Here is a 16333-nt window from a genome sequence, read left to right on the forward strand (position 1 = left end):
TTAATTCTTTTATTTTTTAGTAGTTCCTGTCGTTGCTGGTGTAGATACTGTTGTTCCTGTTGAAGTTGCCATTGGTGCGGATGCTGCCATTGGTGCGGGGGTTGCTTGTGCCATTGCTGGCTTTGGCGTTGGTGTAGATTTGAATGCATTCATCACATACATTGCTATTCGCCATCTGTCTCCAATACTTAGCATTCCTGCATAGGATCCCATAGCATTTCTACCATGCATCATTACATAGTGAATTGATCCTACTGTGATATCTCTGTCTGCATATTTAGGAACACCTGCGTAAGCACCGCTTAAAACTATTGGTCCCATTCCATCTCCATTTACACCATGACACGCGGAACAAGTATGTTCAAATAATATTTTACCACGCGCAAGATCTTTTGCTTTGTTTATTGAATTTAAAGGTGAAACTGTTAATGTTTTGGCCTCGTCGTATCCATTATTATATTCGTCTGGCGTTTGGTCGGCATCATTATTTGCTTCCACAATATGGTCTACATCTTGAGCTACCGTTCCGAAAATTGGTCTCAAACCCGTTGCTCCGTCACTTTTTACAAATAAAGGGATTTCGTTTTGGTGATCAGAGTACGCTATAGTAGCTTTTCCAAGTGCATCATAAACGACAGGAAAGTACATATCCGGAAAATAAACCAAAGGCGGATTTTCTTTTGGGCCGCAGGAAGTAAGTAAAATACTACCTAACGTTATTGTGCTTATTATTTTTAAAAAACTATTTTTCATTTGAAATTTATTTTTTACTTAATTAATGTTTATAGAGTCATTAAATTAAGCATCTTTTATCGTAATTTCTTCTACACCAGTCTCTACCAGAAGTTGTTTGATAGACTCCACATCGTCAGAAAGAAATTCTATCATAAATTTATCATCGGTTGTTCTTGGATCAGGATTTTGCGGTGGACAAAATGGATACATCTTATTTCTGATTAGAAATGTGATCGACATCATATGTGCAGCACAAAAAACCATTAATTCAAACATCGGAACTACAAAAGCCGGCATATTTGTAAACCAGGAGAAAGACGGTTTACCACCAATATCTTGTGGCCAGTCAAAATTCATCACGTACCACGTAAGAACACTCCCAAGAGTTAAACCATAAACTGCATAAATATATGCAGCGTCAGATATTCTTGTTTTTTTCAAACCTAGTGCTACGTCTAAACCATGAACAGGGAATGGTGTATATACTTCCGCAATTGCAATACCTTTTGCATTGAAAGCCTTTACGCCATTCATCAAATCATCATCGTCGCCATAAAGGCCAAATATTTTTTTAATGGTGCTCATCTCCTTCTTTTGCTTTATAAGTTTTACCTGATATTTTCAGAATCGTTTTCAATTCAGCCTGTGCAATTACAGGGAAAGTTCTTGCGTAGAGTAGGAATAATGTAGAGAAAAACCCTATCGTCCCTAAGTATACTCCAACGTCAATAATTGTAGGTTTAAACATCGTCCATGAAGAAGGTAAATAATCTCTGGATAAGTTAATTACAATGATATCAAATCTTTCAAACCACATTCCAATATTAATAATTAATGCGATAATGAAAGTTGCTGTAATATTTGTCCGTACTTTTTTAAACCAAAAAGATGCAGGAATAATTAAGTTACAAGTAATTAATGCCCAAAATGCCCACCAGTAAGGACCTGTTGCTGCACCTGGAGAAAGATAAGTAAAATCTTCATACCGTGAACCAGAGTACCATCCGATGAAATATTCTGTAGCATAAGCAACAGTCACCATTCCACCTGTTAAGATAATTACAATATTCATAATTTCAATATGATATATTGTAATATATTCTTCTAGATGACATACTTTTCTTGCAACAAGTAATAAAGTCTGTACCATTGCGAATCCGGAGAAAATTGCTCCTGCAACGAAGTACGGTGGATAAATTGTTGAGTGCCATCCTTTAATTACTGACGTAGCAAAGTCAAATGATACCGTGGTGTGTACAGAAAATACAAGTGGTGTTGCTAAACCTGCAAGAACTAAAGATAATTCTTCAAATCTTTGCCAGTGTTTCGCTTTACCGCCCCATCCAAAAGATAGGAATGTATAAATTTTCTTTGTCCACGGTGTTTTCGCACGGTCTCTGATCATTGCAAAATCGGGAATTAATCCCATAAACCAAAATACAGTTGATACAGAAAAATAAGTCGAAATTGCAAATACATCCCAAAGTAAAGGCGAGTTAAAGTTTGGCCAAACAGAACCAAATTGATTTGGTAAAGGAAAAACCCAATATCCTACCCAAACTCTACCCATGTGAATTACTGGGAAGATTGCTGCCTGAACTACCGCAAAAATGGTCATCGCTTCTGCAGATCTATTTACAGACATTCTCCATCGTTGTCTAAATAATAAAAGTACGGCTGAAATTAAAGTTCCAGCGTGACCAATACCTACCCACCAAACGAAATTGGTAATATCCCAACCCCAGTTGATTGTCCTGTTCAATCCCCACGCACCGATTCCTGTTCCAATAGTATATGCAATACAGCCGAAACCATATATAAAAAGAATTAAAGCAACGTAGATGGAGACCCACCATAGTTTTCCTGCTCTTTCTTCTATAGGTCGGGCGATATCGTTTGAAATATCGTGATAAGTTTTGTGACCAATAATTAAAGGTTCCCTTATCGGAGCTTCGTAATGTCCTGACATTTTTTACCTATTTATTTTTTAAACGTTTTCCTTTCTGTTTCTAATTTTGGCGTGGTAAAACACATTAGGTTTTGTTCCCACTTCTTCCAAAAGCACATATTTTCTATCTTCATTAAAAAGAGATCTTACTTTCGAAGACTTGTCATTCATATCGCCAAACGTAAATACACCTGAAGGACAAGCGCTTTCGCAAGCAGTATGAAATTGACCATCAGATACAACTCTATTTGCTTTTTTAGCTTGTAAAATTACAGTTTGAGTCTGTTGGATACATAATGAACATTTTTCCATCACACCTCTTGTTCTCACTACAATATCTGGATTTAGAACCATTCTGCCTAAATCATTGTTCATGTTATAATCAAATTTGTCATTAAGATTATAAGTAAACCAATTGAATCTTCTAACTTTATAAGGACAGTTATTTGCACAATATCTTGTACCAATACATCTGTTATAGGCCATCATATTTTGACCTTCCTTACCATGAGACGTCGCAGCAACCGGACAAACCGATTCACACGGCGCGTGGTTACAGTGTTGGCACATTACAGGTTGGAATATGACATCTGGGCTATCATTTGGCTGAATTAAAATATCATAAAGATGAGGAACATCTAAACCTCTATCGACAGCTTCTTTTGTTTCAATTTTTTCTTTTGCAGTGTAGTAACGGTCTATTCTTATCCAGAACATATCACGCGACATTCTTACTTCGGCTTTTCCAACAACAGGAATGTTATTTTCGGCCTGACATGCAATAATACATGCGCCACAGCCTGTGCAAGAATTTAGATCTACAGACAAATTAAAGTGCGGGCCATCTGTATCATCAAATGCATCCCAAAGGTCGATTTTACCAATTGGTAAAGCTTCATTTATGGTATGGATTTCTAAAGGTACGTTCCAACCTTTTATAGTTCCTTCTGAATCTTTGGAAGTATCATTAAATTTTACATTTAAAAATGTTTCTAAAGGAACTTCTTTTGCGATCTCGTATCTGCCCATTAATGTATTCTGAAGTTGCATTCCTGCAAATTCATACATTTCATCTTTCTTCGCTAAACTTACATTTGAAATTGCAAGGTTAGAACCATCAAATATAGGGTAAGCATTTATGCCCGTTTCAGCAGCTTTTCCGGAGAATTTTTTCCCGTAACCTAAGGCTAAACCAAAAGAACCATCTGCTTGTCCAGGTTGAATAAATACCGGAACATTTTCTAATTTAATACCATTAGCGGTTAAATCTACTAGAGAACCGTCCAGTTGCATTCTTCCATTAAGTTCATTTTCTAAACCCAGATCTTTAGCGTCTTTTGGAGAAATCGTTAAGTAATTATCCCAAGATAAACGAGAGATACCATCAGGAAGTTCCTGCAACCAAGGGTTGTTTGCTTGTGCACCATCACCTATTGCGGCATTGGTATATAATACTAATTCAAATTTGGAAGGTTTGAAATTGCTCAATTCGGAGACTGCCTGCGCAGCATTTCCTCCAGAATAAGCTAAACCTGAACCTCCAGCAATTTCATTAAATCCACCATATAAAGCTTTATTAAACGAAATTGAACCAAGCATTGGAGTTGCGTTTGCTTTTAAATAATCGTAGTAATTATTTTTCGGGCTATATTTTCCGTTGATCCAAACTAAAAGAGATTCTTCTAATTGGCGGGGTTTATAAACTTTTTGTATTGTTGGCTGCATTAAAGAGTAATCACCCGTTCTTGGCATAATGTCGCCCCAAGATTCTAACCAATGTGCTACAGGAATTACCGCTTTTGCTAATTGGTACATTTCATCTTTCTTCTCAGAAAAAGAAACTACGAACGGTACTTTCGCAACTGATTTCTTGAATGCTTCACTTTGAGGTTTAAAAGATGAATATACAGGATTTACGTTGTTTGCAATTAAAATTCCAACTTGCCCACTGTTCATCCAACCTAAAAACTCAGTATATCTTGCCCCGTCAAATTCTTTCAGCACATTAGCTTTTCCACTAAATGCATCTGACGATAATTTTTGATTTATTAAATAAGATAAAACGATTGCCGCTTTAGAACCGTCAGCAAATACTACAGCTTTAGAACCTTTCGCCTGCAATTCTTTTACGATTGCCGCTGCTTGTTTATTTGATGTACCACCATTCAAACCATTGTAAACTTCAACTAAAGTTTTATTTACATCACTTGGTTTTAGTTTGATTCTGCTATCAGAATTTGCACCAGTCAAAGATAAATTAGACTCAACTTGAATATGTCTAAGCATGTTTGGACCAGGTTTTCTCGCCTTTGAATATGAGCTTTGAAGATTTGCACCTAAATAATCCCCTAAAAAATCTGCGTGAAAAGACACAACCAATTCCGATTTAGTTAAATCATAAACAGGCAAAGCGCGTTGCCCGAAAACTTCTTGAGAAGCATCCAAAGCCGCTGCACTTGGCAGTGCATCGTAAGTCACAAGTTCTGCCGTAGGATATTTAGCTTTAAAATCGCCGAATAATTTTTTAAAAGTTGGACTTGGAAAAGAGTGAGATAAAACTACTATTTTCTTTCCTGAATTTTGTGATTGTGCTAAACCCTTTAAAACGTAATCATCAACACTGTCAAAAGTGTCATCTTTTCCGTCTAGTTTTGGTTGCTTAATTTTATCGTTATCGTACAAGGAAAGCACTGAAGCTTGCGCTCTTGCTGAAGTTTTTCCCAGATCCCCTGCTAAATCATTCGGTTCAATTTTAATTGGTCGGCCTTCTCTGGTTTTTACAAGAACACTTGCGAAATCTGAGCCATTAAAGTAAGAAGTTGCAAAAAAGTTAGGAATTCCTGGGATAATATTATGAGGTTTCACGACATAAGGAATGCTCTTAATAACTGGAGCTTCACAGGCAGCAAGCGTTACAGCCGCCGTTGAAAAACCGAGAAGCTTTAAGAAATCTCTTCTTGAAGTTCCGGGTTGGTTCATTTTCTCAGCATTACCTAGGAATTTATCAACCGGAATTTCATCCTGAAATTCTTTTGCCGCCAGTTTCGCATTAAGCGTCTGGTCTTTTAGTTCGTGAATACTTCTGAATTGTATTTTATTTGAAGCCATTTATACTTCTAATTATTTATTAATTAATAATGACATTTACCACACTCTAAACCTCCAATTGCTGCTACAGTGATTTTCGCACCAGTGCCAAATTGTTTTTTAAGTTTCTCATGAAGATTGTTAAAATAGGCTTTATTATATCCGTTCTTCATATCTATCTCGGTTGATCTGTGACAATTGATACACCAGCCCATCGTGAAATCGTTCGCCATTTGTACCACATTCATCGTGTCTATTTTACCGTGACAAGCTTTACAGACAACATCGATTTTATCATTAGGGTGTAGTTTATTGAAGCCGTCAATAATTGCATGTTCCCCAGCCACGACGTGTTGTGCGTGATTAAAATAAACAAATTTTGGCATGTTATGAATTCTCGTCCATTGTACCGGACTTGTTTTTCCGGTATACGCCATTTTATCTTTATCCCAGCCAACATGGTCAAACATTTTTTGTATTTCTCCACTGTAGAATTCTCTGTCTTTTCCTGTTTCAAGGTATTTTCCTTTATATTCTGGAATCATTTTGTGACAGTTCATACAAACATTTAATGAAGGTATTCCTGAAACTTGCCCATATTTTGCGCTTGAGTGGCAAAGTTGGCAGTCAATTTTATTTATACCAGCGTGAATTCTGTGAGAAAAGTAAATTGGCTGTTCTGGTTTGTAACCTTTATATACACCAATCCACATGAGCCAGTTCCAAACCCCATAAGCTGCAAAAATTGCTAAAACGCTTAGAACACCGGTGGCTATAAATCTGTATTTCTCATACATTTCACCAAAGGATAAAGCTTTTGCCGAATCATGTTCAGAGAGTTCCTGCGATTTCTGAAGATTTACTAGCTGTTTCAGTTTTAAAAGTAACCAAATTAATAAACCTGCGATAACTACCAAACTAGAAATTATAACTTTAGAAGCAGCTTCGTTATTTTTAGCTGTCTGCAAAGCTACTACAGAATTAATGTCTGTTGCCGCGCCACCGTCTTTGGCTGCATCTGCTGCAGGCGCTGCTGGTGGATTAGTAGTGTAAGCCAAAATATCGTCAATATCCTTGTCCGTAAGACTTGGAAATTGTGGCATTTCTACTTTATTAAATTTTATAAAAATCTCATTTGCATACTTATCACCGGATGCTCTGAGTGTTTTGTTATCCTTGATCCATTTGTGTAACCAATCTGGACCTAAATTTGCGTCTGCCTTTACTTTTGCGACGATTCCTCCTAAAGCCGGACCTACCACCTGTTTATCTAATGCGTGACAAGCAGTACAGTTTGCTTTAAAAATTTTTTCGCCATTGCTTGGGTCTCCCGTTTGGGCATGAACAGAAGCACTTGTTGATAGCAATAATCCTACAGCTATCAGCACAGTTTTAAAATGCTTTCTCCAACTAATCATTTAAATTATCTTGATTTAATAAATATATTTAATTGTATATTTAACGGTACAAAAATACTATTTTAACAGAAAATTATGAGGAACTGCGTATGTTTTATTGCATATTACCTTAATTTATAATTATTCTAAATAGCAATGGTGTGTATATTTTTAAATTGTTTAAATTTGCGAAAAGAATTGTTAATGAAAAATTTTAAGCAGATTATCCTATTTTTTGGATTTTTTGGATCGATTGTAATTACTGGTCAGCAAGTTGTAAAAACAGATACTATTTCTGGCAACACTGTAAAGATCTCAATGGATCAGAAAATTAGCGATATGTTGCAGGCTGCCGAAGATAAATGCAATATAAACGGTAAAGTTTCCGATTCAGACAATTCAAATTCCTCTACTCTCATACCTCCAAAAATTAACATCTCCGAAAGAAATATTTCAACAGCAGAGGTTTGCAGAAAAAACCCGAGGATTTTAGGTGTCAAGATTTTAGTCAACACAGTAAAAAGTAATGAGGAAGCCAACCAAGTTCAACTTTATTTTCGAACTAGATTCCCGATGCTAAAGGTGATTAAAGATGCTTCTTTAAGACCAAATTATAAAATTATGGCAGGAAGTTATTTCAATAGAGACAGTGCAGAAGATGATTTCAGAAGTGTGAAAAAAGTTTTTAAAGAAGCAAGATTGGTTTCTTATCAAATATTTTGTGTAGAAGCAAAATAAATACGACCAAAATTTTACAATAAAAAAAAATCCGAAGAAATATCTCTTCGGATTTTTTGTAAAACTTCTAGAGTGACGCATTTTGAATAAAACTGTCTGGCAAAAAAACCGCCTCAAATTATTTGAGGCGGTTTTAAAGAAACTAAATTTCTCTTATTGATTTTTGACTAAAAGTCTGAAACCTTCGCCATGAACATTAATGATTTCCATGCCCGGATCGCCCTTCAACAATTTCCGAAGTTTTGCAATGTAAACATCCATACTTCTTGCTGTGAAATAATTTTCTTTTTTCCAGATTTTTCTTAAAGCTAAATCTCTTGGCATAAAATCATTCCTGTGAAGACAAAGTAATTTTAAAAGTTCATTTTCTTTTGGGGATAATTTATATTCTTCATCACCAACTTTTAATTGGCGAAGCATAGAATCAAAATAGATATTACTTATTTTAAATTGCTCTTGACCTTCATCTTCTAAAGTAGCGCTTCTTTGCAAAATGGCTTTTATTTTATAAAGCAAAAGCTCAGTATCAAAAGGTTTGGTGATATAATCATCAGCGCCTAACTGATATCCTTTTAAGATGTCTTCACGCATATTTCTTGCAGTAAGAAAAATAATTGGTATGTTTTTGTCAATTTTTTTCACGTCTTCTGCTAAAGAAAAACCGTCTTTTTTAGGCATCATCACATCAAAAATGCATATGTCAAACTCATTTTCAGTAAATTCTTTTAAGCCCATTTCGCCGTCAGTAGCAAGCGTTACTTCAAAATCGTTAATGCTTAAATAATCTTTTAAAACCGCACCAAAACTTTGGTCGTCTTCTACTAAAAGTATTCTGTTGCTCATAATTTATATATTTTTATTTGGTTAAAATTTATTTCCTAAACCATCGGTAATTTAATGGTGAAGGTACTTCCTTTGTCTTTTGTAGATTCTACGATGATCTGTCCTTTGTGTAATTCAACTATCTTTTTTACGTACGAAAGTCCCAATCCTTGGCCTTTAACGTTATGAATATTTCCAGTTTCTTCCCTAAAGAATTTCTCAAAAATCTTTAATTTATTATGGGTTTCCATTCCCATTCCACGATCTTTAATCTCTATAACGTACCAATTGCCTTCATTTTTAGTTTTAATATTAATTTCTGGCGCTTCTGGGGAATATTTATTGGCATTATCAAAAAGATTGATCAGCGCATTTGACATGTGAAATTCGTCTATTTTAAAGATATGTTTTGTAGCCTCAAAATCCTTAGTGATCACGCCCTCACGTTTTTCAACTATTAATTTAAAAGAATCGGCCATTCTATTGATCAATGCACGAACATCTGTTTCTCTTAAAAATAATTCCATTTCATTACGCTCAAGTTTAGACATGTTAAGAACATTTTCCACTTGATTCTTCATGCGTAGATTTTCCTGCTTAATTAGAGCGGAATAGTACTTTACTTTCTCAGGATTGGTAGCAATTTTATCATTTGCCAAAGAATCAGTAGCAACAGAAATAGTAGCCAAAGGCGTTTTAAATTCGTGCGACATATTATTGATAAAATCCGTTTTCACTTCTGCTATTTTCTTTTGACGCATCATATAATTAATGGAAATTATATAAATCCCTAAAATTGTCAATAATGACATAAAAGTTCCTAAAAGCATTGGCAAATTATTACGTGCTAGTGAGTAATCTTTTCTTGGAAACATTATACTTAGTGAAAATAAAGTGCGGTCTTTACTGTCCGTAAATAATGGATATTTGTAAATGTCCTTATCATCTTTTTTGTAAAGTGCATTTAAAATTTTCGTTGGTTTCGCATTTTTATCATAGATCGCATAACCTACGGGAGTATTGATGCCGCGCATTTTCAGCTCTTTAATAAGGACAGAATCTAAGACTGTGTTATCCACGCGCTTAGAAATGGGTAAATTGGCGCCGTTTAATTTAACAAATTCTTTCACATTATATTCGCCATTTTCCAGAGATCGGCTTAGCTCTGCGGTTAGGGGTTCCTGTACGTTGGGGTTTTTCTTTATTCGTATGAGATTTTCATCAGTATGTAAAGTGGTGACTTTCAGACTGTCTCCCCGCTTTGAAATTGGAATATTTTGTTTTTCTAAAATACTTCTAGAGTAAGTAATGGATCTTCTACTTGCAGAATCTTCTACTTGCGAAATGGTGGTTAATGACGGCTGATCTTTTCCAGCACTGATGGTTTTGCCGAAATTTTTATAGTCCTCATTCATATACTTATTCACCTCAAGAGAAGTGATTTTTGCTGTAGAAGATTCAAGTGCGCTGTAAACTTTGTTGGAAAATTCTTGCTCCAGTGCGCCATAATAACCCTTCAGCCAATAAAATTGAAGCGCGGTGAAAACAACGAGCGATATGGTCATGAAGACCGAGATAATAGGAATGAACTTATTATTCATTTTTTGTATATTCAGATTGAAGTGTTAAAATTACTTCTTTTAAGAATATAAAAACAATAAATAAGCGATAATATTATATAAAGTTTGTTAAAATTTAGTTTTTTAACAAAACATTGTGAAAATAGAGTCCTTAAGAGTTATAAAATATTATAAAAGTGTTTTTTAAATTAGTTCTTCATCTTTGAAGTATTGAAGAATTGCTTTTTTCATCAAAATACTTTGCTCATTAGGTCTTAATTCTGGCAGATTATCCAAGGTTTCAAATTGAGGCCATCCTTCCGCATCATAATTTGTAAATTTATAATAGCCAAATGGCTCAAGAAGACGGCAAACTGCGATATGCAAAAGATTTAATTTATCATCCTTTGAAAATTTTTGTTTCCCGCTGCCTAATTCCTGCACGCCAATTAGAAATAACATGGTTTCTATTGTAGGATTTTTTTCCGTATCAAAATGTTCCACAAAAAATTCTTCTATTTTTTGCCAAATCTCTTTTTCTGTCATCATTTAAAATTTTAATCTAAAATCTATAATTTTTCTTCTAGTTTGCAAAGAAACGCATATTCCAACGCATCTTCTTTTAAACTTTCAAATCTGCCGGAAGCGCCGCCGTGACCAGAATCCATATCGGTTTTAAAAATTAAAATATTATCGTCCGTTTTTAGATCCCGAAGTTTTGCCACCCATTTTGCCGGTTCCCAATATTGAACCTGTCCGTCATTTATACCAGTTGTAATTAAAATATTAGGATAACCTTTCGCTTCTACATTATCATACGGCGAATAAGATTTCATATAATGGTAATAGTTGCCTTCGTTTGGATTTCCCCATTCATCATATTCCCCGGTTGTCAAAGGAATTTCTTCATCCAACATTGTTGTAACGACATCTACGAAAGGAACTTGCGCAATAATACCATTAAATAATTCTGGATTAAAATTAATTGCGGCGCCTACTAAAAGTCCGCCAGCACTTCCGCCCATCGCATAAAGATGTTGTTCTGAAGTATAATTTTCTTGAATTAAATATTTTGCGGCGTCAATAAAATCATAGAATGTATTTTTCTTTTTTAGCATTTTTCCTTCGTCATACCAATGTCTTCCGAGATATTCTCCCCCGCGAATGTGCGCGATCGCAAAAATAAATCCACGGTCTAAAATTGATAATCTTACGTTGGAAAAACTCGCATCAACCGTGTGGCCATAACTTCCATATCCATATAAAAGTAAAGGCGTTTTTGCAGATTTTAAAGTGTTTTTGTGATAAACTAAAGAAATCGGCACTTTTTTTCCGTCTCTTGCATCTGCCCAAATTCGTTCTGAAATATAATTTTCCTGTAAAAATTGACCGCCTAAGACTTCCTGCCGTTTTAAGATCAATGATGTTTTCATTGCCATATCAAATTCGATTGTCGTACTGGGTTGCGTAAGTGAAGTGTAAATATAGCGCAGTTTTTCAGTGTCAAATTCTATATTTAAACCAATAAAAGCGGAATAAGTTGGGTCTGTAAATTCTAAATAATAATCTTCTTTAGATAAATAATTGAAAATCCGTATTTGCAATAAACCTTCTTTTCTTTCCTCTAAAACCAAGAAATTTTTAAAAATTTCAAAACCTTCAAGTAAAATTTCTTTCCGATGCGGAATTAAATCTGTCCAATTTTCCAGTGCTGGATTAGCAACTGGCGTGGTAACTAATTTAAAATTAGTAGCATTATCTGCGTTGGTGATGATGTAAAATAAATCTTTGTAATGTTCCACCGCATATTCTAAATCTTCAGTTCTAGGCTGAATTATTTTCCAATCTGAGAAAACATTGTTCGAAGGAATAAAAAGATGTTCATCAGAAGTCGAACTTGATGAGGCGATGAAGATGTATTCTAAAGATTTGGTTTTAAAAACATTAACGTCAAAAGTATCGTCTTTTTCGTGAAAAATTAAAACATCTTTTTTGTGAGAAGTTCCTAATTTATGGCGGTAAACTTTGTAAGCGCGTAAACTTTTATCTTTTCTAATATAGAAAATGTGTTGGTTGTCATTTGCCCAAACTGCTTTACCAGTTGTATTTGGAATACAGTCTTCTAAAATTTCGCCGGTGAAAATATCTAAAAATTTAATATCGAAGATCAACCGGCCGTTTTCATCAGTTGAAAAGGTGCCAAGTCTATTATTTGGACTTACAGAAACGCTTCCAACATCAAAAAACTCTTTGCCTTCCGCTAAAATATTAACGTCCAAAATAATACTTTCAGGATTTTCTAAACTTAAATATTTTCGGCAAAAAATAGGATGTTCTTTTCCGTCTTCGTACCGCACCATATACCAGTATTCATTGAAAAAATAAGGAAGAGATTCATCATCTTTCTTATATCGTGCTTTCATTTCTTCATATAAAAGATTCTGAAAATCTTCCGTATCACGCATTATTTCATCGGTATAAAGATTTTCATCTTCCAGATATTTTATCACTTCCGGGTTTTCTTTATCATTCAGCCAAAACCAAGGATCCTCTCTTTTATCCTGGTGAATTTCTAAAGTTTTATTTATTTTTTTTGCTTTTGGCGCCTGCATTTTAATGTTAGATATTTAATATTAAAAATTAGAAATGATCTAATTTTGTAATCTTTTAAACTAAAAACCATCTAATCCGTCAATGGAAAAGATGGTTTTAAAATATTTCTTTTAAATTTACTTGTAAGATTCTCTGATGTATTTTTCAATAGCCATAGTCATTGACGGCGTTTCTTTGTTTGGTGCCATTACATCAATTTTTAAACCAATTTGTTCCGCAGCCGCTTGTGTAGTTGTTCCGAAGACTGCTATTACAGTTTCATTTTGCTCATAGCCCGGAAAATTCTCTATTAAAGATTTTATACCTTGTGGACTGAAAAACACCAACATATCATAATCAGTGATTGAAACGTCAGTCAGATCACTGCAGACCGTACGATACATTGTAGCGCGGGTCCAGTCAATATTTGAAGTTTCAAGCGTTTTTACCATTTCTTCATTAATGAGATCGGAAGCAGGTAAAAGATATTTCTCTGTGGGATACTTCTTAAATAAAGGTAAAAGATCAGCAAAATTTTTCTCCCCGTAACTTATTTTTCTTTTGCGATAGATAATGTGCTTTTGTAAATAATTAGCAATTGCCTCAGACTGACAAATGTAACGCATAGAATCTGGCACTGAAAAACGCATCTCCTCAGCAATTCTGAAGTAATGATCAATCGCATTTTTGCTGGTAAAAATAATACCGTTATAATTTGAAAGGTCAATTTTTTGAGTTCTCAGTTCTTTTGCATCTACTGACGCCACATGTATAAAAGGTCTGAAGTCTATTTTTATTTTTGCTTTCCGAGCAATCTCCGTGTAAGGTGAAGATTCATTTGGCGCAGGTTGCGAAACCAATATAGATTTTATTTTCATTAAATACTTTTATCCTTAGTTAATCAAATAAAAATTTCAAAAGTACCAAGATTGGCATTATTTGAAGGGTGCAAATATACAAAAATTTATAATACCAGTTTTTAGGGAGTATTCTATAATTGTGAAAAAGATAAAAAATAATTTTAAAAACAAAAATAATTACAAATAAAGTAGCGTATGTTTGAAATGTTTCCACTCTTTCAAAAGGAAAATAATAAATCTGAAGACAGCTTAAAATTAATAATATGGATAAAACGAAATAAAACTTTGTGGCAACAAAATAAAATTGCGGCCATTTTTCTTGTCGCCGAACGCCATAATAATAGAAATAACTCAAAATTATTTTTAAAGTGTAAAAAGTTGAAATGGATAAAAATGTGAAACCAAATTTATTTAGCTGAAAACCAAATAATGATATTCCACTAATAAATTTTGGAATAATCGGGATGTATTGCGAAAATAAAGTTGAAAGAAGTGCAACGTAAACTACAGATACAATAATCCAGCTAATATAAGTATTGCTCGCATCTTCTATTTTTTGAAGCAAAAATTCTTTCAAAGAAGCTTCTCGCTGCAATGAAATAAGCATCAACGAAAGTGTAAGAATACTTCCTAAAATTATAAAAATGACCCAATTATGATGTTCTACAATTCTTACCAAGAATTTTTTTTGCAAAAATACATATTTGGTATTGATTGACACCCAAAAAAAATTCCGCACTTCACAGTGCGGAATTTTTTATTTTTAGATAAAATAAATTTTAGCAATATTCATCATAAGCCGCTTGCAAATTTGCTGCAATTGCGCCCGCTGGATTTCCTTCAATGTGGTGTCTTTCTAACATATGAACCAATTCGCCATCTTTAAAAAGCGCCACACAAGGTGAACTTGGTGGAAACGGTGCTAAAAGTCTTCTTGCTTCATTCACGGCATCAACATCAAAACCTGCAAAAGTGGTAGCTAAATGATCTGGCTTTTTATCACCTGTTAATGAAAAAACAACACCTGGTCTTGCTGCACCTGCTGCACAACCGCAAACAGAGTTGATTACCAAAAGTGTCGTTCCACTTTGTTTTACGGCGGTATCTACTTTTTCGGCAGTCGTTAAATCTTCAAAACCTTTATCTGTAAGCTCTGCCTTCATTGGCATTACTAAATCTTCTGGATACATAATTTTATATTTTTAAGTTAAAATCTTAGTGCAAAATTAATTATTTTAAATTTAAATAATTCCTTTTAAAATCTATTAAAATAATACCAAAAATCTATTGCGCCTTTTTGGCGGATTTTAATGTCAGTCTTTTAGCCAAGTTTCCTATTGTTAACCCTTGGATAATTATTGAAAACAATACAATAATATAAGTAATTGCCACAAACATATCGCCGGAACTATGACGTGGAAGTGCTAAAGCTAAAGCCACAGAAATCCCACCTCGAATCCCGCCCCACACTAAAATAGGAAACGAATTTTTTTCAAATTTAACCCGTTTCTTTAAAAGTAGAAAAGGAATGCCAACGGATACAAATCTTGCAAACAAAACCACAAAAATGGCAATAACACCTATTAAAATATAGATGTTTTCAAAGTTGATAACCAATAATTCAAGACCAATTAACAGGAATAAAACAGCATTTAAAATCTCATCCAGCATTTCCCAAAACTTGTCAATATATTCTTCTGTTGTACTACTCATTCCAACATTTCTACCTCGGTTTCCGATAAAAATTCCGGCAACAACCATTGCCAAGGGCCCGCTCACATGTAAAAAAGATGCCATGAGATAACCGCCCATTACCATGGCCAAAGTCACCATTACTTCTACAGAATAATCATCAATTGTTTTTAAAACATAAGTGCCTAAACTTCCTAAAATGGTTCCTAAAAGCATCCCGCCGCCGGCTTCTTTTAAAAATAAAAGAGCAATATCTGAAATCCCCATATTGGCTAAACCGACTTGGGAGACTTCATAAATGGAAACGAAAATAACTACTGCGACACCATCATTAAATAAACTTTCACCAGAGATTTTTGTTTCTAAAGATTTTGGAATATTTGCTGATTTTAATATTCCCAAAACCGCAATTGGATCTGTTGGCGAAATTAATGCACCAAAAAGTAAACAATTTATAAAAGGGACATTTAGATTAAAAGCCAGAAGTAAATAGTACATCAAACCTCCGACGACAACTGTGGAAATTAAAACGCCAATTGTTGAAAAAGCAATGATTGGAACTCTTTCAGATTTAATGTCTGTTAGTTTAATGTGTATGGAACCGGCAAAAAGCAGAAAACTCAACATGATCTTCATTAAGATTGTATAAAAATCAACCGACAAAATCATTTTTTTTGTCTGCACGAATAGATCCGGGAAATAAGAGGCGGCTAAGACAATTCCCAAAGAAGTTAAAAGTGCGATGATCATAACACCAATCGTTCTCGGAAGTTTCAAAAAACGAATATTAAAATAGCCAAAAGCAGCGGCTAAAATAATAATGATCGTAAAATAATTATAAATTTCCATTCAAGAATTTTTGCAAAAGTACGGAAATTTCAACCCCAAAACTTTTGGGTTTTG

The 16333-nt window shown here is 34.3% G+C and carries 14 protein-coding genes; 1 reads left to right on the plus strand and 13 read right to left on the minus strand.

Annotated features, from left to right (window positions below; all coding sequences use genetic code 11):
* Positions 1–9: 9 nt before the first annotated feature.
* Genes ACVBED_RS11370 through ACVBED_RS11390 form a run of 5 tightly spaced genes read right to left on the minus strand, consistent with a single transcriptional unit; the run spans position 10 to position 7188 of the window.
* Positions 10–753, minus strand: coding sequence for a c-type cytochrome (locus ACVBED_RS11370; RefSeq protein ID WP_447120389.1), 744 nt, complete (start codon positions 751–753; stop codon positions 10–12).
* 45 nt (positions 754–798) lie between these two features.
* Positions 799–1320 (minus strand): DUF3341 domain-containing protein, encoded by a 522-nt coding sequence (locus tag ACVBED_RS11375; RefSeq protein ID WP_447120390.1) that lies wholly within the window; start codon positions 1318–1320, stop codon positions 799–801.
* Positions 1307–2704 (minus strand): NrfD/PsrC family molybdoenzyme membrane anchor subunit, encoded by a 1398-nt coding sequence (gene nrfD, locus ACVBED_RS11380; protein WP_447120391.1) that lies wholly within the window; start codon positions 2702–2704, stop codon positions 1307–1309. The genes ACVBED_RS11375 and nrfD overlap by 14 nt, the downstream gene beginning before the upstream one ends.
* Before the next feature lie 18 nt (positions 2705–2722).
* Positions 2723–5791, minus strand: a complete 3069-nt coding sequence (locus ACVBED_RS11385; protein WP_447120392.1) for a TAT-variant-translocated molybdopterin oxidoreductase — start codon at positions 5789–5791, stop codon at positions 2723–2725.
* Between the two features lie 23 nt (positions 5792–5814).
* A complete protein-coding gene (locus ACVBED_RS11390) occupies positions 5815–7188 on the minus strand; it encodes a c-type cytochrome (protein WP_447120393.1) in 1374 nt (457 codons plus the stop codon).
* 183 nt (positions 7189–7371) lie between these two features.
* On the opposite strand from ACVBED_RS11390, the gene ACVBED_RS11395 reads away from it, so the two are divergent.
* Complete coding sequence (locus ACVBED_RS11395; protein ID WP_447120394.1) at positions 7372–7905, plus strand: SPOR domain-containing protein; 534 nt, start codon at positions 7372–7374, stop codon at positions 7903–7905.
* Between the two features lie 153 nt (positions 7906–8058).
* Here ACVBED_RS11395 and ACVBED_RS11400 read toward each other — a convergent pair whose 3' ends face one another.
* The 8 genes from ACVBED_RS11400 to ACVBED_RS11435 form a co-directional block, all read right to left on the minus strand.
* A complete protein-coding gene (locus ACVBED_RS11400) occupies positions 8059–8748 on the minus strand; it encodes a response regulator transcription factor (RefSeq protein WP_447120395.1) in 690 nt (229 codons plus the stop codon).
* A 35-nt stretch (positions 8749–8783) separates the two neighbouring features.
* The gene (locus ACVBED_RS11405) at positions 8784–10328 is read right to left on the minus strand and encodes a sensor histidine kinase (protein WP_447120396.1); all 1545 of its coding nucleotides are present in this window, start codon (positions 10326–10328) and stop codon (positions 8784–8786) included.
* 162 nt (positions 10329–10490) lie between these two features.
* Complete coding sequence (locus tag ACVBED_RS11410) at positions 10491–10835, minus strand: hypothetical protein (RefSeq protein ID WP_447120397.1); 345 nt, start codon at positions 10833–10835, stop codon at positions 10491–10493.
* A gap of 20 nt (positions 10836–10855) precedes the next feature.
* Positions 10856–12898 carry a S9 family peptidase gene (locus ACVBED_RS11415; protein WP_447120398.1) on the minus strand — a complete coding sequence of 681 codons (2043 nt, stop codon included), beginning with the start codon at positions 12896–12898 and terminating at the stop codon, positions 10856–10858.
* A gap of 117 nt (positions 12899–13015) precedes the next feature.
* The gene (locus ACVBED_RS11420) at positions 13016–13756 is read right to left on the minus strand and encodes a uroporphyrinogen-III synthase (RefSeq protein ID WP_447120399.1); all 741 of its coding nucleotides are present in this window, start codon (positions 13754–13756) and stop codon (positions 13016–13018) included.
* Positions 13757–13775: 19 nt separating this feature from the next.
* The gene (locus ACVBED_RS11425; RefSeq protein ID WP_473095022.1) at positions 13776–14432 is read right to left on the minus strand and encodes a DUF4271 domain-containing protein; all 657 of its coding nucleotides are present in this window, start codon (positions 14430–14432) and stop codon (positions 13776–13778) included.
* 85 nt (positions 14433–14517) lie between these two features.
* Positions 14518–14928, minus strand: coding sequence for a BrxA/BrxB family bacilliredoxin (locus ACVBED_RS11430; protein WP_447120401.1), 411 nt, complete (start codon positions 14926–14928; stop codon positions 14518–14520).
* A gap of 94 nt (positions 14929–15022) precedes the next feature.
* Entirely contained in the window at positions 15023–16279 is a 1257-nt protein-coding gene (locus ACVBED_RS11435; RefSeq protein ID WP_447120402.1) for a cation:proton antiporter, read from the minus strand.
* Positions 16280–16333 lie beyond the last annotated feature (54 nt).

It is taken from the genome of Halpernia sp. GG3 (assembly GCF_052976925.2).